The organism is Silvimonas sp. (assembly GCF_031291215.1).
Lineage (GTDB): Bacteria > Pseudomonadota > Gammaproteobacteria > Burkholderiales > Chitinibacteraceae > Silvimonas > Silvimonas soli.
The window spans coordinates 1-25,729 of sequence record NZ_JARLJK010000144.1; the positions used below are offsets into that span (position 1 = coordinate 1).

The window sequence follows — 25,729 nt, forward strand, 5'->3', positions numbered from 1 at the left end:
CGGGGTGCCGGCCAGCACCTGGTTTACTGCATCACGTTTGAAGGATTCGGGGTAAGTACGTCTGGTCTTGGTCATGAACACAACTCCTGGGTGGGCATTATCCACCTTAAGTCAGTGTCCATCGAGGCCGGGCCAGACCAGATTGCTTTGCTGTTACTTAGGCGTGGCCAGTTGGTCGGCAAGGAGCCTGAATGAAACGGCGCGATAATCCGGGAGCCATATCGCAAAACACCTTCACTGGTCCGAGTGATATATTGCGCCCCCGGATTTCCGCTAACGTTTATGCCGAGAATCGGCCTTCATCCGCGCTACGAACCACGAGCTAGCTTAGAAAGACGCAAAGTTCGACCGGTTCAGAAAAAACGCCCGGCTCGCTCGGGACTTTTCTTGGCGAACCAAAGCCACCACTCCTGTGCGTCTGTGCCAACACCTGCTATCTTACTTTTGTGTCAGTTGGTGAACGGGCAGACAATTGGCCAGCGACAGCCAGCAGTCGGCCAAAAACGAAAGCTTGAAAACACCTGATGATCAAGGACGTTGGTATGGATAATCATGTTTTGGAAATTGGCAGCAGGCATCTGAATTTGCATGATATAAAAAAATACTGGGTTGATTGTGAGTCCGCAGAGGAACAGAAAATCCGGACTAGCCAGCAAGAAAATAACTATCTTGGAGGCATGTTTTCGTTGCTGATTGCCGGTGTGGTCAGTGCTTATCTCGCACGAAAACAAAGACGATCCGCCACAAAAAAATACCTGCATATTGAAACGAGCCAGAATGGCAGTTATTGCTTTTCGGAAGATGAAATCAACATCAACGATGTTCTGAGCAAGCTCAAGTAAACAGGTTCATGACTGGCGCAGCGAGTTCTGCCTGACCAATTCCGGGACGAACAAATACAGGCCCCGCCCGCTGTGGTTGCCGCGAAACTCACACTCTTTCAGTGGCTTTGCCGCTGCACTCAACAAAAGCCGCATCTGGTGGCTCTTCGGTTTTTCCTTCCCTTTTTTCACAACCTCCGGCGTGATGTTCCTCCCCTCGAAGAGGTGTGTTTTAACTCCACCCGATGCGGCCATCTGCGAAAACCAGAAGGTGGCGGGTTATCCGCGCCACATCTTGTCGCCTCTCAGAAAAACCCAGCCGTTTCAAGCAGTAACCGTAATATCAAACCCTTACCTGGTTCACCCTAGAGTCGTCACGCGCGGGTCACATTTCGTCTTTTTCTGGCTACCTTTACGCAATTTTGCGCAACCGGGTGCCAAATGCCGCAACGGCGTGCAAAGAGCGTTTTGGATGACCCGACTACCATGTTTGCTCCGATAACAAATCCCGCGACCGAGTAATAAATCGGCCGACAGGGAGTATGGAGTAGAGATAAACATGACGACTCGCACAACATTGGCCTTGCTGTTTGCAGCGGCCGGTCTGCTGTCTGCCTGCGGCGGCAGCGACGATAACAAACCCGCGACAGTAACCACGGTGACCGATCCAGATACGGTTGCGGATCAGCGCGCATCGGCGTTGGTAGCGCAAATGACGCTGGATGAAAAAATCCAGCTGGTTCATGGCGTCGGTACCCAAACGGGGCCGTTGGGTGGCGCCGGATATATCCCCGGTATTCCGCGCCTGGGCATTCCTGATTACTACACTGCGGATTCGGCCACTGGTGTTTACCAGGCCAAAAACGGCGTAACGGTGGATAACGGCGCTACCGCAATGCCATCAAATATCGCGCTGGCCGCCAGTTGGGACACGCAACTGGCCTACAACTACGGCTCGCAGATTGGCAAAGAATTGAGAACCATCGGATATACCGAAGGTTTGGGTGGCGGCGTAGATCTGGCGCGCGAATTGCGCAATGGCCGCATTTTTGAATACATGGGCGAAGACCCGGTACTGGCGGGTTATCTGATTGCCTCCCGCACTACCGGTACGCAAGATCAAAAGGTGGTCGCGACCATCAAGCATTTTGCCGCCAACGATCAGGAAACCAATCGCTTTACTTCTAATTCAATTATTGACGAGCGCACGCTGCGCGAGCTGCAATTGTTGCCGTTTGAAATTGGCATCAAACAGGGCAAGCCGGGCAACGTGATGTGCGCGTACAACCTGCTCAACGGGATCAAGTCTTGCGAAAACACCTACCTGCTGACCGATGTGCTCAAGACCGAGTGGGGCTACCAGGGCAAGGTGCAATCTGACTGGTTCATGGCGCTGACCGACACGGTACGCGGTGCCAACGCCGGGCTGGATGAAGAAGAAGGCGGTTCGACCGACGATAGCGCCGGGTTCTACGGCGTGCCGACCTTCTTTAACCAGAAACTGAAAGCTGCCATCGCCGCGGGCACCGTGCCCCTTTCACGTCTTAACGACATGGTGCAACGCAAGCTGCGCACGATGATCCGGCTGGGCATCATGGATTCTCCCGCACCCTTGGGCGGCACCATTGATCAAGCTGCTGGCGATGTCGCAGCCAAGGCGGCGGCAGAGCAATCCATGGTCTTGCTGAAAAACGCCACACCAGCCGGGGCAACCACCCCCGCGCTGCCGCTGAACGCCGCAACTATCCAGCGGATTGTGGTTATTGGCGGTCATGCCGACGTCGGCGTAATGGCCGGCGGCGGTTCAGCGCTGACTCCTCCCCGTGGCGGCAATGCAGTAACGTGCCTGAACCCGGCAGCCATGATCGGCGGGCAAGTGACCGGCTGCGCCACCTGGTATAAATCGTCGCCGCTGGATGCAATCAAGGCCAAGGCACCGAACGCCACCGTTACTTATCTGGATGGCTCCGACGCTGCGGCCGCCGCAACTGCTGCTGCCAACGCAGATGTCGCAATCGTCTTTGGTACACAGTGGGAAACCGAAGGGGGTGATCTGGCCTCGCTCAGCCTGCCTGACGCTGTAGCCGATCCGGCCAACCAGTCTTACGACCAGAATGCCCTGATTGCTGCCGTAGCGGCCAGCGCCAAGCGCAGTGTGGTTGTGCTGGAAAGCGGCACAGCCGTGACCATGCCGTGGGTGAACAATGTCCACTCCGTGCTTGAGGCCTGGTATCCTGGTACTCAGGGTGGCGCAGCGATTGCCGATGTGTTGTTTGGCACGGTTAATCCGTCGGGCAAGTTGCCGATCACCTTCCCGGTTAACGACACGGATCAACCGCAAAAGGCGATTTCCTCGACTGATCTGAATGTGGTTTACAGCGAAGGGTTGAACATGGGCTACCGCTGGTACGACTCGCAAAACATTACGCCACTGTTCCCCTTTGGGCACGGCTTGTCGTACACCAGCTTTGCGTATTCCGGTCTGACCACCGCAGTGGATGCCAATGGCAATCTCACAGCCAGCTTTACGCTCAAGAACACCGGCTTGGTAGCCGGGGCTGAGGTCGCGCAGATTTACGCCGCGCTGCCTGCCGCTGCGGGTGAACCACCGCAACGCTTGATTGGCTGGCAAAAGGTGCAACTGGCGCCAGGCGCCAGCACCAAGGTCACTGTGAGCGCAACGGCTGAACGCCTTGCCATCTGGGATATCACGCTGCATCAGTGGCGCATTCCGGCGGGGACGTTCTCGTTTACCGTGGGCGGCTCCTCGCGTGACCCGCTGGCATTGGCAAGCAAACAAGCCTTTGCCGGAAAAGTGCTTGCGCTGACGCACTAACGTCGGTTCAACCGGGATAAACCGCTGCGTTTGTTGCAAGACGCGGTTTATCCCGGTTTTCGCTGCGTGCATTTATAAAAAGGCTTGATAGAAACAACTGACCAAACACCGTGTTAGCGGTCAGGCCAGAGCAGGATGAAGGTGGGGTAAACCCTGCCAGGACGATGTAACAAGCTGTGTTAGATTAAACACCGTCATGCGCAACGAGTGGAAATCGTTGCCGCATGATCTCCCGGCCAGACAGTGCCGGGCTTCAGGTACGTGCTGCCATCACGTTCCCGATGTACCAGATGCTTTGTATGTCTGTGTAACGCCTGCGTATGGGCATTGCCAGCGCATCAATCATTCCATAACTGCTGGAATACAACTTCGCGTTTGCCTCTTTGGGGAATGAGCGCGACGTTGCGCCGCTCCGCAAGCGCGGCCAGCATGCGTTGTGAGGTTAAAAATGGCAGTTTGGCCTAAAACAGTCACCAGCCGATTGGCACTTCTTGGTCTGGAATCCGCAAAAGCCAGAGGCATCAGCCCGGCCGAGTTTCGCCGTATCACCGGCATCACAGAACTCGAAACCAAAGATCCGCAAGGCCGGATTGCCGCAGCCAAACATATCGCGATGCTGAATCTGATGGAGCGTTCGCTGCCATCGACCTCAGAAAATCAAAGCCTGCTGGCTATTCCCCTGGCCGCGCCATTCAGCACAGTGATTGGCATCGTTGCCAACTCGCCCACGCTCAAAGATGCCTATCTGAATTACCTCCGCTTCAGGGCATTGATTGGCGATGTTGACGATCTGCGCATCAAGGAAGAAAACGGCCGCTTCGAATTTGAATACGTGCTGGACGGCGATCATAACCGCACTTCCCTGAGTGCTTTTGGCAATCTCATAACGATGGCCAAGCTGGCCCGCCAATACACTGAAGACGACGATCTGCCCGTCATGCTTGAACTGACTGGCAAGCCCTTTGCCTCTGAACAAAAGCTGCAGGATGTTGAAAAATGCAAAGTGCGCTTCGGGCAAAGCCACAATCGGCTGGTTCTGAATCTGCCGACGGCCAATGCCCGCTATCACCTGCACAATCGCACCGCGTTTGATGCCATTCACGGCCAGGCCGTTCACGATCTCAAGGCACTTTATAAACGGCACTCGTTTGCTGCCCGAGTTGAAGGACTGGTCGAAGAACAGGCCCGCAATATGTCGTTCCTGGCCGAGGAACACACCACGCTGGAAATGGTATGCGGCGGCTTGAATATGTCGCGCTTCAGCCTGCATCGGCGGCTGCAAAAAGAAGGAACCAACCTTCGGCGGATCATGAATCAGGTCCGGCTCGAAAAGGCCAAAGAATTGCTCCTGCAAAACGAGATGTCAGTCTCGAACATCAGCGACATGCTGGGGTTTTCGTCGGTATCCGTGTTCTCAAGGTTCTTCTCCGAGCAAAGCGGCACTTCGCCATCCCGCTACAAGTCACTGCACACCTGTGACTGAGCGCAATGCCGATCGCGTTTTTGCTGCCCAAACCCGGTCATTGTCGCTTTCAACATACAGCTAGATATCCGTTCAGAGCTTCCTGACCACGGCAATGCCGGGCCGTGGTTAGAATATCAGTCTTTTATCAATTACTTATGGGTTGGCTGGACCATGGCAGAAGGACATTTTGATGCGCCGGTGTTTATCAAGGAGTTGTATGAAACAACGGTCAACATCACAGATACCCCCTTCTTCTATAACGATGGCGGACAGCCGGTTTATCTGAATGCGCTGCCAGCCGGGGTCACACCGCTGGAACCGGCGACAACCAACCCGGCCGTAGCTATTGGCAATGAATATATCGTCGCCGAGGTTATGGCCATTAAACCGACGCCGCCCTATGGCGTGGAAACCCAGTTGGGATTTATCGCCAAAGAAGTGGTGTATGAACCGATGTGGGCCACGCGCGATATTGCCGCCGCATTTGGCATCACGCTGGTCGAACCCGGTCAGGGCGTTCCGCTAAGTAGCCCGGTACACACGCTCTCCCAAGTCGAATATGAATACGGCGTCTTTGCCGGACATTGGTCGCCTTATCAGAACACCGGCAACAATCTACTCACCGTGGTGTGCACAGACCTGGAACATCACGACTTTCCGCATGTTTTTGCCTCTACCGATCCCGAATTTCCGTTGGTGATTTCGGTAGCCAGATACTGGCCAAAGCTCTCAAAAATCTGCGTGGCAGACTTGTGGGTACGGCGTGGTTGTGCGCTTTATATCCCGCCCAAACCGGCCCACAACAACCCCGAATGCATTGATCTGCATAACAACCGTAACTCGGCCCGGGCATGCTGGGGCGATATCAAACACGGTTCGGTGGTGACCAAAACACTGCTGCAAACCGAGAACGGCTTCTTTTACTGGTACTGGAACGCCGCGCCTACGGTGCATACCAATCTGGCCGCGGTGCGTTAATCAAAACAACCGCCATTCGGTCCAACAAACAATTCAGGAAAACCCGGCATGTCTGATATCCACGATCTTGATAGTGATAGCGCGGTTTACAAAACACTGCTGGAGTCGACCCAGGCTATTCCCTGGAAAATTGACTGGGCCAGCATGCAATTTGCCTATATCGGGCCGCAGATTGAGCCATTGCTGGGCTGGAGCCAGGACAGCTGGGTTTCCGCCGAAGACTGGGCGATGCGCATTCACCCGGATGACCGCGATTACGTGGTGAACTTCTGCATTTCGCAATCCAAAGCCGGGATAGACCATGAAGCAGACTACCGCGCGCTGACCAAAGACAACGGCTACGTGTGGATACGCGATGTCGTGCACGTGGTGCGAGACGAGAATGGCGAGGCGCAATCGCTGGTCGGCTTCATGTTTGATATCAGCGAGCGCAAAAAGACTGAAGAAAAACTGATCAGCCTGCAAAAAGAACTGGAAGCGTTGTCATTCAAAGACGGCCTGACCGGCATCGCCAACCGCCGCCGGTTCGACTCCAGCCTGGACGTGGAATGGACCAACGCCCAGCGTACCGGGCAACCGCTCTCGCTCATCTTGCTGGATATCGATTTCTTCAAACAATACAACGACCGTTACGGGCATATCCTGGGCGACAAATGTCTGACCCGCGTGGCGCAGACATTGAGCCTGGCCATTGCTGGCCCCAGAGACATTGCGGCGCGGTTTGGCGGTGAGGAGTTCGTGATTTTGCTGCCGGAAACCGACGAAAACGGGGCACGCGAGGTGGCGGAGCGGTGTCAGCGGCTAATTGAAAAACTGCAGATCCTGCATGAGAAAGCGGACGACGGTCAGGTGCTCACGGTCAGCATGGGCGTCGGAACTATCGTCCCGAGCGCAGGCATGGAAGCCACGGACTTCATTCAGGCCGTAGACAAATGCCTTTATAGCGCCAAACAAAATGGCCGGAACCGGATCGAATCGGCACGCATTTAGCCTTGGGCCCAGCTGCGCCGATTGCCATCATGTAACCCGGATGACCCGTGCCCCTCCGGGTACCCCACAAGGCTCCTGGATATCACATATAACGGTTGCCGCAGGGTGGCGAGTATCCGGGGGATTGCAATGCATTAACCAATAACTGGCATTCGCCTTTGCCAATATTTGGCCCCGGATTCTCGCTTCGCTTCATCCGGGCTACATCTGAGTCTGAGCTGAAAGATCAACCAGCGGCCCGCTTGGGCCGCCGTACCGCCCGCAACTTGCCACTGCCGCCGCCACCGCAGAAAAACTGGTCCGCGCCATCTGATTCCAGACCAGACACGCCCATGCCTTCGGGCATCTCCAGCCGTTCCAGCACTTCGCCGCTTTGCGGGTCGATGTGGCGCAGTTCGCTGGCGTCGTTTTCCCAGGTGCCGTGCCACAGTTCGGAATCCACCCAGGTTACGCCCGTCACAAAACGGTTGGATTCAATGCTGCGCAAGATCGCACCGGTTTCGGGGTCGATCTGGTGGATTTTGCGTTCGCGATACTCGCCTACCCACAGCGTGCCCTCGGCCCAGGCCATGCCCGAGTCACCACCGCCGCCCGGCGCAGGAATGGTGGCCAGGGTGTCGCCCGTTTGCGGGTCAAGCTTGAGGATGCGGTCGCCGGAAATCTGGAACAAATGCTGGCCATCGAACGCCGTGCCCGCGTGGGCGGAGATGTTCAGCGCACGTTTGGGCTCGCCACTGGCCGGGTCCAGCGCGGTGAGGGTTTCACCGGTCGCAATCCAGACTTGTTGGCCGTCGTACGTCACCCCACCAATCTGGCTCACACCAGGAAAAGGGCCGTACTCGCGGATGATTTCTGCTGGTAGTCGCTTCATGTTTGTGTCCTGATTACTGGGTGCGGATGAGTACCATGTTAGCCACCTGGCAACGGCGCGGAGAGTAACAACGTTGTCGTGAATCCCGGTGCGGGCGGCGTCAACCAGCGTCTGGCACGACCGTGGCCCAAGGCCTGCACCTTGCCCGCCTCTGACAGCACGTCGAGCGAGCGCTGGATTGTGCGCTGACTCGCCCCAAGTGCTAGCGCCAGCGCAGAACTGGACCACGCTTCGCCATCGGCCAGGCAGGCCAGCACCGCCGCATGCCTCTCTTCTACCGGCCGCGCCAACACGACCACCTCCGACGAGTGCGGCACCAGCGTGAATCCGCGCGGTGTGGCGCTAACCTCTGCCAGTGTGCCCAGCACTGCTCGCAAGCGGCCGATTTCAACCCGCAACCGCGCCCGATGTGATTCGTCGGCATGCCTGGCCCGAAACGCCCGCGCGACCAGCGTGTCTCTGGGCACATCGCCTGGCCACGCTTCAGCCAACGCGCGCGCCAGCACGAACAACACCGGACGCCTTGCCAGCGCGATTACTGTGTTGGTATCGCACACCACGTGGCGGCAGGCATCCACGATCAGCGCCTTTGAAGCCAATAATACTTCGACCTCATCGAGCAGGATGGGCCGTTCTTCACCTCGCACGATCAAGCGGGCGGCAGGTGTGTTCAGCATAAACATTGCACTGCCCACTTCTGCCGACAGAGCGGGAATACGGGCGCGGCGGGCGGCGCTTTCAGCCCGGGCCAACGCAGCGCGGGCAGCGGTCGCCTGCAGCCGCCGCATGGCGATGCCCGCCACCATCAGTTCATGTGCAGTGCTTAAAACCGGCGGCAATCCGGTTGGATCAAGGCTGGCTAGCAGCATCTCGGCGGCGTCCAGTTGCCCGATCAACAATTGGTGTCGCACTTCCAGATACTGCGCATGCGCGGCGTTGATCTGGTCACCGTGTGCGGCCAGCGTTGCCCGCGCGGTGGCGAGCGCCTTGGCGGGCCAGCCCAGATCACGCGAGGCGAGTGCGATTTCTGCCTCAGCCACCACGCAACGCGCCCGTGCCACTGCCTCTTTCGCGCCAAATGCACGCGCTGCACTACGCACCAGCGCCTTCGCCCGCACGAAATCGCCCAATTGCGCGAGAGCAATTCCGCGCAGCGCCAACGCCGGTGGGTCGTTGCGCAAGGCCACAAAATTCAGAGCACCCAGCGGGTCTCCCGCCGCCAGCGCGCCCGCCGCCGCCGTGATCAGTGAGTCCATGCAAATCCCGCCAAACTTGTCACTCCCTCGCGTTTCAGGCCCGGTACTAATCTAGCACACGTCACTCAACCACCTTGTCGCAGGCAGTTCTGACCGAACGGCGAGGCTTCTCAACGGAGATCATCATGATGACGACGCACGTAACTGGAACTCACGAAGAATGGCTGGCCGCGCGACTGAAATTGCTGGCGGCTGAAAAACAGCTCACGCATCACAGCGATCTGCTGGCGCAACAACGCCAGGCACTGCCGTGGGTTCGCGTGGACAAGACCTACCGCTTTGAAACCGACAAGGGCAGCGCAACACTGAAAGACCTGTTTCAGGGTCGCTCGCAATTGCTGGTGTATCACTTCATGTTCGGGCCGGACTACACCGCCGGTTGCCCGTCTTGCTCGGCCATTGCCGATAGCTTCGATGGCTTCGTGTCGCATCTGGCCAATCACGACGTGACGCTGGCGGCGGTTTCCCGCGCACCGATTGCCAAACTGAGCGCCTACAAAGAGCGCATGGGTTGGTCGTTTCCGTGGGCCTCTTCGCAGGGCGGCGATTTCAACTTTGACTTCAACGTGTCATTCACTGAGGAGGAACAACGCAAGGGCGATATTGAATACAACTATATGCGCGGTGCGCATGCCATGGACGCCGTTCCGGCACCAGAACCGGTGGTGCAGTTTGCCAACAGTTGCGGTACCGACGCGGTTACGTATGCGCGCGATCGCCCGGGATTGAGCGCCTTCGTCATGGAAGATGGGGTGATCTATCACACCTATTCCACCTACGCCCGCGGACTGGACGGCATCTGGGGCATGTACCAATGGCTCGATCGCGCGCCGCTGGGCCGCAACGAGACGGGCATCTGGTGGCGCCGTCATGACGAGTACGAAAAGTGCTAAGGCATGGCAGCAGCGTTGTGGCCGTACGCGGGAAGCGGGCGGCTGCAACCCGCCCACCTCCCGTTCCCGCTTCCCGTGGTGTCTTCTTCGGCAGCCTGGCACTGCTGTTTGTGGTGAGCGCGGCTATGACCATCATCTGGTGCCGTTCGATGGCGGATATGGATGGCATGACTATGCCAGGCGACTGGACGATGTCCATGACCTGGATGCGCATGCCGGGCCAGACCTGGTTGCGCGCCGGGGCGGTGTTCCTTGGCATGTGGGTGATGATGATGGTGGCCATGATGCTGCCAGCGCTCGCCCCCGTGCTGTGGCGCTACCAGCAATGGGCAAGCCGTTCAGCCCATGCCCGGCCAGCCCGGCTCACCATCCTGGTGGGTCTGGCTTACTTTAGCGTGTGGACGATGGTTGGTCTGGCTGCCTTCCTGGTCGGGATCACGCTGGCAACCCTGGCGATGCAGCAACCCGTGTTGGCGCGCGCCGTGCCAAGTCTGGCAGGAACCGTGGTGCTGATGGCTGGCGCGCTGCAATTCACCCGCTGGAAAGCGCATTTGCTGGCCTGCTGCCGAGGCAGCTCCGGCCATGGCGGCGAGTTCGGGCCGGCCAATGCCAGCAATGCGTGGCGCTATGGCCTGCAACTGGGTAGCCACTGCTGCCAGTGCTGCGCCGGACTCACCGCAATCTTGCTGGTCGGCGGTGTAATGGACATGCGCATGATGGCCATCGTCACTGCCGCCATTAGCGCCGAACGCCTGGCCGCACGTGGCAAAACGGTGGCATACGCAATTGGCATCGTCGCTGTCGTGGGGGGGCTATTGCTGATTGTGCGAAATATCTAGCTTGGGAGCGTCGTCGTATATGGTCAGACCGGAGCCAGACCGTCTCTTGGCAATAAGTTGAACCACCCACGACGCTTTTTTTTGCGCGTTCATCAAGGTCACGCTGCCTTCTCGTAATTGTCATCCGCCAATTTCTTGTAAAGTCAAAAAATACCTATCAATACCCTGACTTCATATTGTTGGTTATTTGTCAGCGATGCGGTTATATATGTAGAGCTTTATCAATAACGCTTTCACTGGAAGTAACCATGCGTGACATCCTGCTTGTCTCCGGCACCCGTCCCGAAATCATCAAGATTGCCCCGCTTTATCATGCATTGCGCTCACAGCAATGGGCACGTGTGTATTGGTTGCATACCGGGCAGCATGGTGAAATGGCGCAGCAGATTCTGGCGTGTTTTGACATCACGCCCGATATCACGCTGGAGCGCCGTGGCAGCAGTCTGGCCGACTTCAGCATCGGTTGTCGGGAGCAACTGGAGGCGGTGATGCTTAGCCGCGCCTGGTCGTTGGTAGTCGTGCAAGGTGATACCGAAAGTGCTTTTCTGGGAGCGCTGGCCGGGTTTTACCACCGGGTGCCGGTGGCTCACGTTGAAGCAGGCTTGCGCACTTACAATCCGGACCGGCCGTTCCCGGAAGAAGGCTTGCGGCAGATGATCGGCCGGGTGGCGCGCTTTCACTTTGCGCCCACCGAACGGGCACGCGATGCCTTGTTGAAAGAGAACATCGCCAACAGTCACATCACGCTTAGTGGCAATACCGTGGTGGATGCCCAGCAGTGGGTCATTGCCCATCGCGGCATTTCACGCCAGGCCAGCGGTCGCGGGCATATGCTGGTCACCGTGCACCGGCGCGAAAACTGGGGTCACGATGTTGAGGAAATCTGCCACGCCATTGCCGACATCGCCACTGCGCATCCGGATCTACCGGTACTGTTTCCGGTGCATTTGAATCCGGTGGTGCAAAAACCGGTGCATGACATCCTTGGCCATATTGCCAACGTGCAACTGGTGCCGCCGCTGGATTACCTGCAGATGCAGCAAGCGCTGGTCGATGCCTGGCTGGTACTGACTGACTCCGGTGGTTTGCAGGAAGAAGCTCCCACATTTGGCGTACCGCTGCTGGTATTGCGTGAAGAAACCGAGCGTCCCGAAGCCATTGATGCAGGCTGCGCCCGGCTCGTGGGTACTAAACGGGCGACCATCGTCGAGCAGGTTGAAGCACTGTGGCAGAACAAAGCGGCGTATCAAGCCATGCGGCAGGCGGGCAATCCGTTTGGCGATGGCAAGTCGTGCGAATACATTGTGGCGACACTCAAGAAAGGCCTCGCGCATAAAGCCGATCCGGCTCCGGACTTTGCCTAAGCCGGGAGTGCATTGATGTCTTTGCTGGATATTTTTTCAACCTATCTTTACGGCCTGAAGCTGCTTGCCATTGCGGTGGCGGTGATGATGCTGGTCAGCGGCATCGATGATTTGTTTATCGATGTGGTTTACTGGGGCCGCCGTATCTGGCGCCTGCTGACCATTTATCGCAACCACCCGTATCTGGATTACACCGCGCTGTACGAGCCGGACGAAAAGCCGTTGGCCATCATGGTGCCCGCGTGGCAAGAAACCGGAGTGATCGGCAAGATGGCCGAACTGGCCGCCACCACGCTGGATTACGAGAATTACCACATCTTTGTCGGCACTTATCCCAATGATCCGGATACCCAGCGCGACGTGGATGAAGTCTGTGCGCGCTTTCCCAATGTACATAAAGTGGTCTGCGCCCGCCCCGGGCCAACCAGCAAGGCCGATTGCCTGAACAACGTACTCGACGCCATTTTGCAATTCGAGCGCCGAGCCAATTTCGAATTTGCCGGATTCATCCTGCACGACGCCGAAGATGTGATCTCGGATATGGAATTGCGGCTGTTCAATTTTCTGGTGGCGCGTAAAGATCTGATCCAGATTCCGGTTTATCCGTTTGAACGGCCGTGGACCAACTTCACCAGCCTGTCTTATCTGGATGAGTTTGCCGAACTGCATGGTAAAGACGTGCCGGTGCGCGAAGCGGTGGCCGGTCAGGTGCCCAGCGCTGGCGTTGGCACGTGTTTCAGCCGCCGTGCAGTACTAGCCTTGCTGGCCGATGGCGACGGCATTGCCTTTGACGTGCAAAGTTTGACCGAAGACTACGACATTGGCTTTCGGCTGAAAGCCAAGGGCATGACCGAGGTGTTTGTGCGCTTCCCGGTGATCCGCGATACGCCTACGCATTCGCTGGGCAAACGCCTGCTGGGGCAAAGCCGGCGCTCGTCCACGGTGATCTGCGTACGCGAGTATTTTCCGGATACCTTGCACACGGCGGTAAGGCAAAAATCGCGCTGGATTATCGGCATTGTTTATCAGGGCTTCAAAACCCACGGCTGGACCGGCAACTGGACGCTCAATTATTTTCTCTGGCGTGACCGCAAAGGCGCCATCAGTAACTTTGTGAGCTTTATCGCTTCGCTGATCCTGATCCAGTTGTCGGCGTTATGGCTGTACCAGCATTACTGGCCAAATGCCTACCGCTTCTTGTCGATTTTTGAAGGCGACCATGGACTGGTGCTGCTGCTGTGGGTCAACTTCTTCCTGATGGCCAACCGCATGCTGCAGCGGATCATTTTTGTCTCTGGTTATTACGGCATTGGCCAAGGTTTGATGGCGATTCCACGCTTGTTCTGGGGCAACATCATCAACTTCCTGGCGAACTGGCGTGCACTCAGCCAGATCATTGCCCAAGGTGATCCGCGCCGCGTGGCGTGGGACAAAACCACGCATGACTTCCCCAGTGTGGGTGGCGAAAATCGCGCCCGCCGACCGCTGGGCAGCATCCTGATCGAGCAAGGCGCCATTACCGAAGCCCAACTGGCCAGCGCTCTGGCGCAACACCGCAGCCAGGGTCTGCGCCTGGGAAGCTGGCTGGTACAAACAGGGGTCGTTAGCGCGCAAGCGTTGGCAGAAGCGGTTGCCGAGCAAAGCCATGTCACCACCGAAGCGGTCGATGCCTACAGTCTGTCGCCCCAGCTAATTGGCCGCGTTCCCGCCGCAATGGCCATGCACTATGCCATCTTGCCGCTGCGCGAAGAGGGCAAAACCCTGGTGGTGGCCAGTGAATCCGATATTGACCCGGTATCGCTGGCGGCGCTGGAACGCAAGCTGGAACGCCCGGTACGTTATGTGATCGCCCGCCGTGGTGAGGTCACGGTAGGATTGCGCCGCTGGTATCTGCCCAAACTGCAAGCCGACCCGCGCGAACTGCTGGACGCGGCCATCGACCAAGGTTTGATCACACCCGCGCAAGGCCAGGCCATCTGGCAGGAATACGTACCGCAACAAGTATTATTTGCCGAGATATTGATGTCACTGGGTCATCTGGATACCGCTGCTCTTAAAGCCCTGCTGCTGCGCCATGAGCGCTCCAGCCAAAGTCTGCGTGAATTTCTGGTGGATGAGGGCGTGATCAGCCAGCACACCCTGCAGGAGGCATTGCAGCTGCAAGATCAGCTGCAGCCCTCAATGCCGCAACTGCTGCAACGCGCTGGCGTGACCATGGAACAGCTGGACCACCTGCGCCCGGCGGCGGCCGTATGAATACGTCTTTGAGAGTACTCCCTGCCTTGTTGGCACTGGCCCTTGCGGCACCGGCGTTGAGTGCAACGGACAGCAGGCTGGACCTTGGCGACGAAGTGAGCGGGTACCGGCGATTCATTATTTATCCGCATTTGCAGAAGGCCTTCGCGCTGCAGCAGCGCGGCGAAAACCAGCAAGCCATCAGCGAATTCCTGGCCGCGCAAAAGCTGGTACCTAAAAATGCCACCGTTGCGCTTTATCTGGCCGATGCCTATCAGCGCAATGGCCAGCCTGATCGGGCCGAAGCGGTGCTCAAGCAAGCGGCCCAGCACACGCCCAAAGACATGCGCATTGCCGAAGCACTGGCGACGCTGCAAGGTGCACAGACAACGCAGGCGTCCGAAGAGGTCAGCGAAGCCGGGGGCGCCGCGCAAGCCCCAGCCGCTACAGACACCACTTGCCAGCCCAAAGAAACGCCAGTGTGCAAGGCCATAGCCGGCAATGCCGCATTACGCGCGGGTCAGTTGGCCAAGGCGCAAGCCGAACTGGATGCTGACGATGGTTTTGCGGCCAGTCCGCAAGGCCTGGAGCTGCGCCACTCACTGGCACAACGGGCGATCTTTTTACGCGACTGGCCGCGAGCCGAAAGCCAGTTTGCCGCACTCAATGCCGCAGGCCAACTCACGGCCAACGAGCGCAGCCAGTGGCTCAACCTGTTGCTGACGCAGGGCCGGCTGAACGATGCCGAGCGTCTGCTGAACCAGAGTCCTGCCGTACGTGGACGTGATCAGCTGGCCTATGCGCAGGCATTGGCCCGGCGTGGTGAGCGCGCAGCGCTCGTCCGTTACATGGTCGGCAAACAGCCTGACTTCCAGAACGCTGCAGACGAACAACAATGGCTGAGCTTGCTGGAACAAATGCCGGGCATAGAACGCGACACGCTCTACGCGGAATACACACCCACCTTTAGCGTCAACCGCCGCGCCCAGGCGCAGGCGCTGGTACCGCGCCTGATCGCCAGCGGCAGCGACAACGCCGCCCAGCGCATGCTGGAACGTTTGCCCGCCGACGAAATGCTCCGCGAGCGTTTTACCCTGAGTGTGAAAGCCAATCAGCTTGATCTGGCCGAAAAGCAGGCAGCAGCCCTGCTACGGCAACACGATGACGATCCGGCGTTACTGGATTCACTGACCTGGCAACTGATTGCCCATGATGGCCAGGCACAAGCCGCCCGCTTGTTGCTGGATAACTATCCCTTCACCGCCGCGCAGCCCGCACGCCGTGGGATTTTGTTGCAACGCCTCACCGGCTTGATCGGCGAAACCCCGGCATTGCTGACCGCTGAAGACAAGGCCCGGCTGGCAAATCCTCTGGCTACACCGGGTCAGCGCGGGCATCAGGCAGCGCTGTTTGCCGGCCTCAAGGACTGCAAACAAGTCCATGATTTGCTGGGTGATCTTTCCAGCGGCTACAGCCATGACGACTGGATGCGGCTGGGCGACTGCTATAGCAGTGAAAACCTGCCGGGTCTGGCGCAATACAGCTATCAGCAAGCCCGGCAGCGGCAACCCGACGATGGCTATGCGACGCGCGCCGTAGCCTACCAGGCATTCGCCACCAAAGACTACGCCAGCGCGGCACAAGCGTGGCGCTCGCTGCGCAAGGCAGATTTGCTGCCCGGCGAGTTGATCTCCGCCGCCAACACCGACCTGGCCGCTGGCGACAAACCCGGTGCGGCGCAATGGCTAGATGAATACGAAGACCGCGGCGCCGTGCGTGACGATGAATACTGGTGGTTGCGCGCACAAACCGCCCCCGATGCCACCGCCGAACGTGCAGCGCTGGAACGTGCTCTGGCCCAGCGCGAAGACGCCCGCTATTACCAGCGACTGGCCACGCTGCAGAGCGCCGACAAGCAATATCAAGAGGCTGTGGTCTCGTTGCAGCGGGCCCAGGCGCTTGCTCCAGACGATGCCGAGTTACAGGCAACACTGGGCTACGCTTGGTGGTTTGCCGGAGACGCGGCCAAATCGCGAACAGCATTGCAGGCCGCGCATCAACAAGCGCCAGGCGACATTGCCATCACCCGGCAACTGGTTTATTCCAGCCAGCGCATGAGCGATAACACGGCCGCTCGCGCCTATGCCCGCGAGGTGATCGATTACGACCTGACTATTGATCCTGCCGATAAAACCGACGCCGATCTGGAGCAGCAATTTGGCTTCAGACGCCTGCATGAAGATCTGGGCCGTCGCTGGAGCTTTTCCGCTGGTGCGTTTATGGGGACCAACGCCGGTTCAATTGCCAACTCGCCGGAGCCTGGCACGGCTTACCGCAGTTATTCGCAGGTGGAAGCAGACTACCGCCTGGGTGACCCGGCGATTCGCGACGGCAAAACGCTGGAAGCCTATGCCCGCATTTTTGCCGGTAGTGGTACCGAGGGCGACCAATATGCCGCCTTACCCATTTACGCGCCGATGTTGGGCACTGGCCTGCGCTGGAAACCCTTGCGTGACTGGACCTTCTACCTGGCCGCCGAATATCAGACGCCACTGGATCGCAGCCAGGATACGGTTTCGGACGTCATGTTCCGGGCCAGCGCATCGCTATTCAACGATGGCAAGTTCAGTGATGAATGGCACGAATCCGGCACGGGCTGGATGGCGCAGAACCTGTATCTGGACGCCGCTTATTACCTGCATCAGGAGCGCGCTGCCGCCACTGCGGACTATCGCCTGAGTTATCACAAGAAACTGGTGCGGGGCCAGACGCTCGAGCCGTACGCCCATATGCAATACAACCTGTTGGACCAGCAAGGGTATAGCCGCGATGTACGGGCGGGCTTGGGTATGCGCTGGAATCACTGGTATGGCGAAACCCGTTACGATGCCTATCCGAGCAAGATCAGCGTCGGACTGGAGTTTCAGCACGCTTTCGAAACTTATCTCGGTGACACCAACACCGTGTTCCTGACTTTTGGAGGACTCTGGTGATGCGTCTGATAAAACTTCTGCTGCTCGGGCTGCTGTGCTTGCCGGGGCTGGCCCAAGCCATGAACGCCATTTTTTATCAGCCGCAGTTACGCGATCTGAGCATCGCCGCCGCCAACTGGCCGCGCATCTTTGCTACGGCACGGCAGAGCGGATTTGATACGCTGGTCATGCAGTGGACCCGCCAGGGCGATGCCTTTACGGCGCCGGAACAGCAAGCCTGGCTCACCGCTCGCCTGAACGAGGCGCACGCCGCCGGTTTGAAACTGGTTATCGGCTTGAGTTCTGATCCTGATTTTTTCATCAAGCAGCAACAACCCGCACGCTTGCTGGATAGCTACTTCAACGGCATGGCCAGAACCGATGCAAAACTCGCGCAATACTGGATCAAACAGCTGGGGACTGATGCCATTAGCGGCTGGTATTTAGGGTCGGAAATTGACGACGTGCGCTGGCGCGAACCGGACAGCCGCAGCCAGTTGCAAAACTGGCTCAATCGCAGTCAGAAACTGCTGCACGCGCAGGGTGACAAGCCGGTGTATGTCAGCAGTTTTTTTGCCGGCAATATGGCACCCACGCAATACGCCGCCATGCTGGAGCAACTCGGTCACGGCAGTGGCGTGCATATCTGGGTTCAAGATGGTGCTGGCACCGCCAAACTGAACGAGGCTGAACGCGGCTTGTACGTTGGCGCGGTCATGCAATGCGACAGCCCGGCGGCCCAAGGCATCGTATTTGAATTGTTCCGCCAGACCGGCACCGACGACAACTTTACCGCCGAGCGCCGGACAGAGGAGGAAGCGGGGCACCTACTCAGGCAACGCGCGGCATGCGGCGGTGACAGCGTGTTTTTCTCGCTGCGCTATTTGCCCGGGCTGGAAGGGCTGTTGCCCATTTGATGCGCCCCAGTTGCCAGCGACCGAATCCTGGCACGAGCAGTTAAGCAGCGAAAGCAGACCGCCGTCTGTCCGGGAAAAACTTGCTAACAACGCAAGACTCCTCTTTGCTAAAGGGCAAGATAATCCGGTATCAGTGCTTTGGCTCAGCCGCCAAGCGAGGAAACCCGGACATCTAAAAATGAAGTCATAACCAGCAGATCAGTGATCTGCATGATTCCGCCCGGGGACCTCTGCAATGGTGGCAGTGCTCAAGACTCTGCGTCAGTACGCATTGATGCTGGCGTTACCCCTATGGTTGCTCTGTGCCGCCTGGCCAGCGCTGGCCGCAGATGATCCACCGTTGTCCAATGCCCAGCTTGATCAGCTGGTGGCGCCCATCGCTTTATATCCGGACTCGCTGCTTTCCCAGTTGCTGATGGCAACGACATATCCTGACGAGTTTGAAAAAGCCTATCAGTGGTCCAAAGCCCACCCCGACTCCAAGGGCGATTCCGCCGTAAAAATGGTTGAAGCCCAAAACTGGGACCCAGCCGTTGCCTCCATGGTGGCTTTCCCGGAGGTGTTGATCACGCTTGGCGGTCAGCCCAAATGGGTAAAGGACATGGGCGATGCCTTTCTGACCCAGACTGCCGACGTGATGGACGCGGTCCAGCGCTTGCGGAATCAGGCGCAAAAAGCGGGCAATCTCCAATCCAACGAGCAGGTTACCGTGACCACGCAACCTGGCCCCAAACAGCAAGTCATTGTGATCGAGCCGGCCCAACCCTCGGTGGTGTATGTGCCGACTTATAACCCCGCCGTGGTGTACGGTCCCTGGGCTTACCCAACCTATCCTCCCTATTACTACCCACCACCTGCCGGTTACTGGTTTTCCACTGCGGTCATGACTGGCCTGGCGTGGGGTGTCGGCATTGCCGTGGGCAACGCGCTGTGGGGCGGCTGCAACTGGGGTTCAAGTAACGTCAACATCAACGTAAACAAGTACAACAACATCAACTCCAATCGCAAATTTGAAGGTGGCGGTGATCGCGCATCCTGGAAACACGACCCCGGCCATCGCACATCGGATTACCGCGGCGGTGCTGCCGAACGTGATCGCCTGAACAACGATTTCAAAACCAACCAGCGCGAACAGTTCCGTGGTCGTGATGACGCAGGTCGGGACAATGGGCGTGAGAACGGTCGAGATAATGGCCGGGACAATGGACGCGATAACGGACGCGATAACGGACGCGACAACGGTCGTGATAATGGCAGAGACAATGGACGCGATAACGGTCGGGCAAATACCCGTGACGCTAACCGCGAGCGAGCTGCGAACACCATGGAAAGCCGCGGCATCAGCAACTCGTCGCGTGGCGGCAGAACCGGCGGGGCACAGGCCGGGCAAATGGATCACAATCGCGGTGGCGCCAACAGCGGCCTGGGCAATAACAATGGGGCCCGTGGCGACAACCGCAGCCAAGCGGGATCACGTAACAATGCCCTCACCGGCGTCAACGATATGCAATCACGAACAGAGTCCTCGCGCGGTCGGGAAAGCCGCGCCTCGCCCAGCATGCAAGGCACCAGCCGAGCTGGCGCTTCAAACCGCTCTGCTCCGGCAGCCCGCTCCTCCACCAGTCGCCCGGCGCGCAGTGGTGGCGGTGGCCGTGGTCGTTGAATAACGAGGGTTAATCATGCATGCAACGCGTCTATTCAAGGCTGTGCTGGTCCAGATCATGCTCTGCGCGTCGATCGGGGCCATGGCAGCAACAGCACCACGTATTTTTCCAACGCCAGAGGCCGCTGCAGACGCCTTGGTTGACAGCATCGCCACCCATGACGATGACGCACTCAGCATCATTCTTGGCAGCAACTACCGGACGTTTGTGCCCACTGGCGGCATAGCGCCTGAAGACATCACCCGCTTCTTGGCGGCCTGGGCGCAAGCGCATGAGATCGTGCAGGTGGATGAACACAAGGCGCTGCTGTCTGCGGGCACGGCGGGCTGGACTTTGCCAGTGCCGATCGTCCACGGCAAAGCTGGCTGGTATTTCGATACCAAAGCGGGTGCCGACGAAATGCGCACGCGGGCCATAGGCCGCAACGAGCTGGCCGCCATCCAGGCAACGCTGGCGTACGCCGATGCCCAGCATGACTACTGGAACTGGTCGCAAGCCCAAGGCCAGGCCGCCTACGCCCAAAAGCTGTTGTCCACTCCTGGCAAAAAAGATGGCCTGTATTGGCCCACCCAGCCCGGCGAAGATCCCTGCCCGCTGGGTCCGCGCTTTGCTGATGCCAAAGCAGGTGAGCCGTACCATGGTTACCGGTTCCGCATTCTGACGGCGCAAGGTGATGCCGCTGCCGGTGGCGCGAGGAACTACATCAAGGATGGCAGGATGGTGGACGGGTTCGCCCTGATCGCCTGGCCTGCCAGCTATGGCAAAACCAGCATCATGAGCTTTATGGTCAATCAGGACGGAGTGGTTTACGAGGCCAATCTTGGCTCGGCCACAGACCGGCTTGCCCGTGGCATTCGTACTTTCAATCCAGGCGAAGGCTGGAGCGAACTCAAGAACAGCCCATAGCCCCATAAAGCCGATAACGAATAACTCAAGGGATGAAAACCGGAGCTGGTCCCGGCCGCCACCCAGCCCATTTCCCACACGCTCTTGCTACCTGCATCAGGAGAACATCATGAAAGCCTGTCTCGCGCTGATACCTGCTGGATTATTGCTGTTTGGCTTCTTGTCAGCACCACTTCATGCCGAAGACACCGCGGCAGCGGCGAGCGCCCCGTCCAAGTTCATGGCCGCCAGCGCTCACGCCACCGGCACTATCACCGCCATTGATGCAGCTACCCGCACAGTCACCATCAAAGGCGACCGCGGACGTGTCTTCGATATCGTGGCAGACGACAGGGTGCGCAATTTTGATCAGCTGCATGTCGGTGACCTGGTGGGCGTGGTTTACCAACGCTCCATCGCGCTCACCCTGCAAAAAGGCGGCGGCAAAGCCCGCACCGTTATGTCGACCATGGCCTCCAGCACAGCTGAAGTGGGTGAAAAACCGGGTGGTAGTGAGGTCCGGCAACATACCGTGGTGTGCGACGTGCTGGCGGTAAACAAGAAAGCACATACGATCACCCTCAAGGGGCCGCAAGGACACGTCATTGACGCCGCGGTAGAAGACCCGGAAGTCATGAAGGTAGTGAAAAAAGGCGATCAGATCGTCGCCGTGGTCACCGAAGCGATCGCGATATCGGTCACTCCCGCCGCCACCAAGGGCCAGTAGGCTGACCGTAGTAATGGCTTCGGACAGCATCTCTCTGATCCGGAGCCCTGTTACCACACCAGCGATAACGGACCCAGATATGCAAAAAGCCCAACCATCACTGGTTGGGCTTTCGCTTTGAAACTGGTTGCGGGAACAGGACTCGAACCTGTGACCTTCGGGTTATGAGCCCGAAAAAACCAATATTCCGTTATATTCCCTGAAAGTACACAAACCATATAAACGGCTGTTATTTATACATTTTTACGAGAATTATCCAAACTTTATGTTCCCCTACATTCCATAGAGTTGATATTATTTGCCTACACAGTGCCTACATGAGACAACGGCGTGGCAAAACACGGAAACTTTACTGCAAGCCGCATAGATGGCTTTGAGTGCGCACCGGGTAAGCAACAAAGCCTGTTCTGGGATGGCAAGACGCCCGGTCTTGGGCTTAGGGTCACCGCCGCTAACGCAAAGTCGTATTTCTTTGAAACGCGGTTGCACGGCAAAACCATCCGCAAAACCATAGGCGATGTCAGAACCTGGACGCTTATCAAAGCGCAAGCAGAAGCAACCCGTCTTAAAACCATGACGGACCAGGGGAAAGACCCCAGGCAAGCTGAGGCTGAGCAGGCTGTCATACAAGAAAACCAACGCCAACAGGCCAAATTGAAGTCAATGCTTGTCGGTGAAGCATGGTCGCATTACCTCGAACATCACTCCAGCCGCTGGGGTGCGCGCCATATGGCTGACCACATCAATTTATCGCAACCTGGTGGCCAGTTGAAAAAGAGAGGCGCGGGATTGACAGTGCAGGGTGTCATCTATCCGCTACTGGAAATGCGCATGGGCAACATCCACGCCGATAAGCTCAGCGAATGGCAATCAGGAGAGGTAGGAACAAGGGCCAATAATGCGCGGCAGGGTTATGAGCTTTTCCGGGCATTTTGGCGTTGGTGTGGCAGCCGCTCTGAATATCGTGAGTTCATCGATACAGCCGCACTGGATAGCCGCGACTTACGGGCTGAAGTTCCAACCCGCAAGAACAAACGGTTTGATGTGCTTGAACGAGCCAAGCTTGCTGGTTGGTTTAGCGCGGTTCGCGGCCTTTCCAACCCGGTTCATAGCGCATACCTACAAGGGCTTTTATTGACTGGTGCCCGGAGAGACGAACTTGCTGAACTGCGCTGGGTGGATGTTGATTTCAGATGGAACGCTATCTGGATAAAAGATAAGGTAGCCAATGAAGGGCGAAAGGTACCGCTCACTCCCTATTTTGCAAGTCTGCTGCAATCACTACCGCACCAGAACGAGTGGGTATTTTCCAGCCCAACCTCGGCTAGTGGCCGGATAGTGGAACCTCGCGGCCCTCACAATCGCGCTCTATCCATAGCTGGTCTTGACCATGTAACCGTGCACGGTTTACGCCGTACCTTCGCTAGCCTTGCCGAATGGGTGGAAATGCCACGTGGGGTCGTGGCTCAAATTATGGGGCATAGCCCCCGAGCAACGGCGGAGAAACACTATATTAACCGCCCGTTAGAACTACTAGCTATCTGGCACTGCAAATATGAAGCCTGGATATTGGAGCAAGCGGGGGTTGAATATCTCAGTGGAAGAGCAGAACAGAAGCTAAAAGTTGTACATTCCAGATAGTCATCGTTATAAAGCCAGCGGCACCTGTGCGCGAACACATGGTGCCGCCTAACCAGTCAACAAGCTATCTGGAGCTTGCATCATGGCTACGAGCAATTCTACGCCCGCCTGCTTACCAGGGTACGTGATAGCGGGTATCGATTTTTCGTTACCACGCATATTCGCCGACGCATTTTGCCAAGCTTGGGCGGATGCAGTTTGCAGCTCAAAGCCTGTTGATAGCGCAGAAATTGACCTTCTTCATCAGCTTTTGTGGATAAGCGCACGCGAACAGTTGCTGGAATACGTGAAAACGGGAAAAGTGGTGGCCCGGGATATCAACGGCGTCAGACTTGCACACGGCCAGACATTGCGCGCCAGCGCAAACGGCGTGCTGACTTTTTACTGCAAAGGCTCTGAGCTACTTGCATTTGCTCAGGCAGAGTTATCTTCAATTTCTGCCAAAGACATCCCCGAAAAGGCATCACCTGTTTCAGCCACGAAAGCTCAAGAAACCGCTGTGCTTGGGTGCCTGGAAAACATGGGCTACGACCCGGCAGCCCTCCCGCAAAGAACGTCAGGCAAAAAGGGCGTGAAAGCCAAAGTGCGCGAAGCGTTGGGAACGCGTGGGATGTGGGCTAAAACCTCTGTATTTGACAAAACGTGGCAGCGTTTACGCGACCGTAACGTAATTAAAGACGTAGGCTAAAACCGTCATCCACCACTTTGGTAGAGAGTAGATACTTGTGGTGGATGATAGTTGGCAGATTGAAATGCATTCCATACCGCATCGGCGGGTTGATTCGGAGTGCTTAAAATGCCTTTAACACCTCTACCCCACTTCCTGGCGGAAATTGCCAAAGGCCGGGGCCACATCAACACGGCTGAATATGGCTGCGTCACCTCCCACGCTAGCCAAACCATCCGCAAAACCTACCATTTGACGGGGGAGTGCTTTGGCATCCGCCCGGTAAAGGTTGGTCGCCGTCTGCTTTGGCCAGTAAGTGAAATTGCGAAGTTGTTTAATGGCGAGGTGCTGAAATGAAAAGCGCCCGCCTTCAAACAGCACAGACGAGCGCGGGTGACAACTGTGACTCTACACCAGCCTTTCCGGTACCGCCGCACAAGATTGCCAAGCCACATAACGGGGCGCTGAATGGGGCGTTCATTCTCGACGTCGAACCGGCACCCACTGCACAACCACCAAGTCCACAGGTGCGGGCAGGCAACCCAGCAGAAAAAGTGCCGTGCTATCGCTTACTGTCGGCTTCGGACCTGGCAGACTTGCCGCCGCTCACCTGGCTGATACGTAACGTTTTGCCCACGACCGGGTTTGGTGCCATCTTCGGCGCGTCCGGTTGCGGCAAGACGTTCATGCTGCTGGACTTGTGCCATGCGATAGCAGCAGGCCGTGACTGGTTTGGCCGAAGAACCAAAGCAGTACCCGTTGTCTATCTGGGGCTGGAAGGCGAGGCAGGTCTGAAGCAGCGGGTACAAGCTTGGCAGATACAAAACGACGGGGTCGCACCTGAAAAAAGGCTGCTATTCATCACACAACCCTTTGACCTGCTGTCCCCCATTTACGTTAACGCCCTCGCAGAATGCCTCCTGTCTGCCGGTTTGAATAACGGCCTACTAGTTATCGATACGCTCAACCGGGCGGCACCGGGTGCTGATGAAAATACCAGTACCGACATGGGCCGCATCATTCAGGCCTGCAAGGAATTGCAGCAGCGTATTGGCGGGCTGGTCTTGCTGGTGCATCACACGGGCAAAGACAGCAGCAAGGGCTTGCGGGGCCACAGCAGCCTGTATGCTTCGCTTGATGTGGTCGTTGAAATTGCGGTGTCGGGTACGCTGCACACCTGGACGCTGATGAAAAACAAGGATGGCAAAGACGGTATCTCCGGCGCATTTTCGCTGGCGGAAATTGAAGTGGGTCTTGATGAAGATGGCGAACCGCTGACAAGTTGTGCCGTCGTGGAAGAGCAGACCGTGGAAGGCAAGCCCAGCGTGAAACCGCCAGGGGGCAAAAACCAGAAACTGATTCTCGATGCTATAGGCCAGGCGCTTGCAGCATTACCACTAGACCAAGCCAATGAGCCAGGCTCAAAAAACCGCATGGCGCTAGAGGATGTCCACGCCCTTGCCGCCAAGGTTATTGGCGGTGACCCCTCACGCGCCCATGCCCAAGCCAAAAGCATCATCAAGAACCTGAAAGCGCAGCGACACCTAATTATTGATGCTGACTATGTTAGCCTGCCGTGAGTCACCCAAAAAACCAAAAAAGCGTCTTTTTGGTTTTTTGGGTGATGTTGCAGGTTTAACCAAAAAAATACTTCTTATAGGGAAAATGGTTTTTTGGTTTGAATTGAAGCTCGCCCGACTGGCCAATC

The 25,729-nt window shown here is 57.5% G+C and carries 22 protein-coding genes; 19 read left to right on the forward strand and 3 right to left on the reverse strand.

From position 1 onward, the window contains the following. Together P4L78_RS19220 and P4L78_RS19225 are read left to right on the forward strand one after the other, a co-directional pair. Positions 1 to 195, forward strand: a 195-nt coding sequence (locus tag P4L78_RS19220) for a hypothetical protein (RefSeq protein WP_309329982.1), incomplete at its 5' end; no start/stop codon positions are given. A gap of 329 nt (positions 196 to 524) precedes the next feature. Further along, entirely contained in the window at positions 525 to 842 is a 318-nt protein-coding gene (locus P4L78_RS19225) for a hypothetical protein (RefSeq protein ID WP_309329984.1), read from the forward strand. A 6-nt stretch (positions 843 to 848) separates the two neighbouring features. Here P4L78_RS19225 and P4L78_RS19230 read toward each other — a convergent pair whose 3' ends face one another. Then, complete coding sequence (locus P4L78_RS19230) at positions 849 to 1,076, reverse strand: hypothetical protein (protein ID WP_309329986.1); 228 nt, start codon at positions 1,074 to 1,076, stop codon at positions 849 to 851. 304 nt (positions 1,077 to 1,380) lie between these two features. Between P4L78_RS19230 and P4L78_RS19235 the strand changes: the two genes are divergently transcribed. The 4 genes from P4L78_RS19235 (at position 1,381) to P4L78_RS19250 (ending at position 7,090) form a co-directional block, all read left to right on the forward strand. Beyond that, entirely contained in the window at positions 1,381 to 3,657 is a 2,277-nt protein-coding gene (locus P4L78_RS19235) for a glycoside hydrolase family 3 C-terminal domain-containing protein (protein WP_309329988.1), read from the forward strand. Positions 3,658 to 4,105: 448 nt separating this feature from the next. Next, the gene (locus tag P4L78_RS19240) at positions 4,106 to 5,140 is read left to right on the forward strand and encodes an AraC family transcriptional regulator (RefSeq protein WP_283151164.1); all 1,035 of its coding nucleotides are present in this window, start codon (positions 4,106 to 4,108) and stop codon (positions 5,138 to 5,140) included. Between the two features lie 153 nt (positions 5,141 to 5,293). Then, complete coding sequence (locus tag P4L78_RS19245; protein ID WP_309329991.1) at positions 5,294 to 6,100, forward strand: hypothetical protein; 807 nt, start codon at positions 5,294 to 5,296, stop codon at positions 6,098 to 6,100. Between the two features lie 48 nt (positions 6,101 to 6,148). Beyond that, positions 6,149 to 7,090 carry a sensor domain-containing diguanylate cyclase gene (locus tag P4L78_RS19250; protein WP_309329993.1) on the forward strand — a complete coding sequence of 314 codons (942 nt, stop codon included), beginning with the start codon at positions 6,149 to 6,151 and terminating at the stop codon, positions 7,088 to 7,090. Between the two features lie 226 nt (positions 7,091 to 7,316). On the opposite strand, the gene P4L78_RS19255 is transcribed toward P4L78_RS19250, so the two are convergent. Together P4L78_RS19255 and P4L78_RS19260 are read right to left on the reverse strand one after the other, a co-directional pair. Continuing rightward, positions 7,317 to 7,961, reverse strand: coding sequence for a hypothetical protein (locus P4L78_RS19255; protein WP_309329996.1), 645 nt, complete (start codon positions 7,959 to 7,961; stop codon positions 7,317 to 7,319). 38 nt (positions 7,962 to 7,999) lie between these two features. Continuing rightward, the gene (locus P4L78_RS19260; RefSeq protein WP_309329998.1) at positions 8,000 to 9,217 is read right to left on the reverse strand and encodes a hypothetical protein; all 1,218 of its coding nucleotides are present in this window, start codon (positions 9,215 to 9,217) and stop codon (positions 8,000 to 8,002) included. 125 nt (positions 9,218 to 9,342) lie between these two features. On the opposite strand from P4L78_RS19260, the gene P4L78_RS19265 reads away from it, so the two are divergent. From P4L78_RS19265 to P4L78_RS19325, 13 genes are all read left to right on the forward strand, one after another. Further along, positions 9,343 to 10,110 (forward strand): DUF899 domain-containing protein, encoded by a 768-nt coding sequence (locus P4L78_RS19265; protein ID WP_309330000.1) that lies wholly within the window; start codon positions 9,343 to 9,345, stop codon positions 10,108 to 10,110. Between the two features lie 125 nt (positions 10,111 to 10,235). Next, positions 10,236 to 10,949: a DUF2182 domain-containing protein gene (locus P4L78_RS19270; protein ID WP_309330003.1), complete on the forward strand. Its 714-nt coding sequence runs from the start codon at positions 10,236 to 10,238 to the stop codon at positions 10,947 to 10,949. Positions 10,950 to 11,197: 248 nt separating this feature from the next. Beyond that, positions 11,198 to 12,313, forward strand: coding sequence for a non-hydrolyzing UDP-N-acetylglucosamine 2-epimerase (gene wecB, locus P4L78_RS19275; RefSeq protein ID WP_309330005.1), 1,116 nt, complete (start codon positions 11,198 to 11,200; stop codon positions 12,311 to 12,313). A 15-nt stretch (positions 12,314 to 12,328) separates the two neighbouring features. Further along, positions 12,329 to 14,569 (forward strand): cyclic di-3',5'-guanylate-activated glycosyltransferase NrfB, encoded by a 2,241-nt coding sequence (nrfB, locus tag P4L78_RS19280; protein ID WP_309330008.1) that lies wholly within the window; start codon positions 12,329 to 12,331, stop codon positions 14,567 to 14,569. Continuing rightward, positions 14,566 to 17,541: an NfrA family protein gene (locus P4L78_RS19285; protein WP_309330010.1), complete on the forward strand. Its 2,976-nt coding sequence runs from the start codon at positions 14,566 to 14,568 to the stop codon at positions 17,539 to 17,541. Before nrfB ends, P4L78_RS19285 begins: the two co-directional genes overlap by 4 nt. Next, positions 17,541 to 18,437, forward strand: a complete 897-nt coding sequence (locus P4L78_RS19290; RefSeq protein WP_309330012.1) for a DUF4434 domain-containing protein — start codon at positions 17,541 to 17,543, stop codon at positions 18,435 to 18,437. Before P4L78_RS19285 ends, P4L78_RS19290 begins: the two co-directional genes overlap by 1 nt. A gap of 244 nt (positions 18,438 to 18,681) precedes the next feature. Continuing rightward, a complete protein-coding gene (locus tag P4L78_RS19295; protein WP_309330014.1) occupies positions 18,682 to 20,100 on the forward strand; it encodes a DUF3300 domain-containing protein in 1,419 nt (472 codons plus the stop codon). Positions 20,101 to 20,116: 16 nt separating this feature from the next. After that, positions 20,117 to 21,007 carry a DUF2950 domain-containing protein gene (locus P4L78_RS19300; RefSeq protein WP_309330016.1) on the forward strand — a complete coding sequence of 297 codons (891 nt, stop codon included), beginning with the start codon at positions 20,117 to 20,119 and terminating at the stop codon, positions 21,005 to 21,007. Between the two features lie 109 nt (positions 21,008 to 21,116). Then, the gene (locus P4L78_RS19305) at positions 21,117 to 21,713 is read left to right on the forward strand and encodes a hypothetical protein (protein WP_283151177.1); all 597 of its coding nucleotides are present in this window, start codon (positions 21,117 to 21,119) and stop codon (positions 21,711 to 21,713) included. 330 nt (positions 21,714 to 22,043) lie between these two features. Continuing rightward, entirely contained in the window at positions 22,044 to 23,354 is a 1,311-nt protein-coding gene (locus tag P4L78_RS19310; RefSeq protein ID WP_309330018.1) for an integrase family protein, read from the forward strand. An 82-nt stretch (positions 23,355 to 23,436) separates the two neighbouring features. After that, entirely contained in the window at positions 23,437 to 24,042 is a 606-nt protein-coding gene (locus P4L78_RS19315) for a hypothetical protein (RefSeq protein WP_309330020.1), read from the forward strand. Positions 24,043 to 24,141: 99 nt separating this feature from the next. Next, positions 24,142 to 24,378, forward strand: coding sequence for a hypothetical protein (locus P4L78_RS19320; RefSeq protein WP_309330023.1), 237 nt, complete (start codon positions 24,142 to 24,144; stop codon positions 24,376 to 24,378). Beyond that, complete coding sequence (locus P4L78_RS19325) at positions 24,375 to 25,601, forward strand: helicase RepA family protein (RefSeq protein ID WP_309330025.1); 1,227 nt, start codon at positions 24,375 to 24,377, stop codon at positions 25,599 to 25,601. The genes P4L78_RS19320 and P4L78_RS19325 overlap by 4 nt, the downstream gene beginning before the upstream one ends. Positions 25,602 to 25,729: the final 128 nt, after the last annotated feature.

Coding starts and splice junctions, on each gene's coding strand:
- P4L78_RS19315 (WP_309330020.1), top strand. CDS start 23,437: ATGGCTACGAGCAATTCTACGCCCGCCTGCTTACCAGGGTACGTGATA.
- P4L78_RS19270 (WP_309330003.1), top strand. CDS start 10,236: ATGACCATCATCTGGTGCCGTTCGATGGCGGATATGGATGGCATGACT.
- P4L78_RS19230 (WP_309329986.1), bottom strand. CDS start 1,076: ATGGCCGCATCGGGTGGAGTTAAAACACACCTCTTCGAGGGGAGGAAC.
- P4L78_RS19240 (WP_283151164.1), top strand. CDS start 4,106: ATGGCAGTTTGGCCTAAAACAGTCACCAGCCGATTGGCACTTCTTGGT.
- P4L78_RS19255 (WP_309329996.1), bottom strand. CDS start 7,961: ATGAAGCGACTACCAGCAGAAATCATCCGCGAGTACGGCCCTTTTCCT.
- nrfB (WP_309330008.1), top strand. CDS start 12,329: ATGTCTTTGCTGGATATTTTTTCAACCTATCTTTACGGCCTGAAGCTG.
- wecB (WP_309330005.1), top strand. CDS start 11,198: ATGCGTGACATCCTGCTTGTCTCCGGCACCCGTCCCGAAATCATCAAG.
- P4L78_RS19250 (WP_309329993.1), top strand. CDS start 6,149: ATGTCTGATATCCACGATCTTGATAGTGATAGCGCGGTTTACAAAACA.
- P4L78_RS19245 (WP_309329991.1), top strand. CDS start 5,294: ATGGCAGAAGGACATTTTGATGCGCCGGTGTTTATCAAGGAGTTGTAT.
- P4L78_RS19265 (WP_309330000.1), top strand. CDS start 9,343: ATGATGACGACGCACGTAACTGGAACTCACGAAGAATGGCTGGCCGCG.
- P4L78_RS19290 (WP_309330012.1), top strand. CDS start 17,541: ATGCGTCTGATAAAACTTCTGCTGCTCGGGCTGCTGTGCTTGCCGGGG.
- P4L78_RS19285 (WP_309330010.1), top strand. CDS start 14,566: ATGAATACGTCTTTGAGAGTACTCCCTGCCTTGTTGGCACTGGCCCTT.
- P4L78_RS19260 (WP_309329998.1), bottom strand. CDS start 9,217: ATGGACTCACTGATCACGGCGGCGGCGGGCGCGCTGGCGGCGGGAGAC.
- P4L78_RS19325 (WP_309330025.1), top strand. CDS start 24,375: ATGAAAAGCGCCCGCCTTCAAACAGCACAGACGAGCGCGGGTGACAAC.
- P4L78_RS19305 (WP_283151177.1), top strand. CDS start 21,117: ATGAAAGCCTGTCTCGCGCTGATACCTGCTGGATTATTGCTGTTTGGC.
- P4L78_RS19300 (WP_309330016.1), top strand. CDS start 20,117: ATGCATGCAACGCGTCTATTCAAGGCTGTGCTGGTCCAGATCATGCTC.
- P4L78_RS19225 (WP_309329984.1), top strand. CDS start 525: ATGATCAAGGACGTTGGTATGGATAATCATGTTTTGGAAATTGGCAGC.
- P4L78_RS19235 (WP_309329988.1), top strand. CDS start 1,381: ATGACGACTCGCACAACATTGGCCTTGCTGTTTGCAGCGGCCGGTCTG.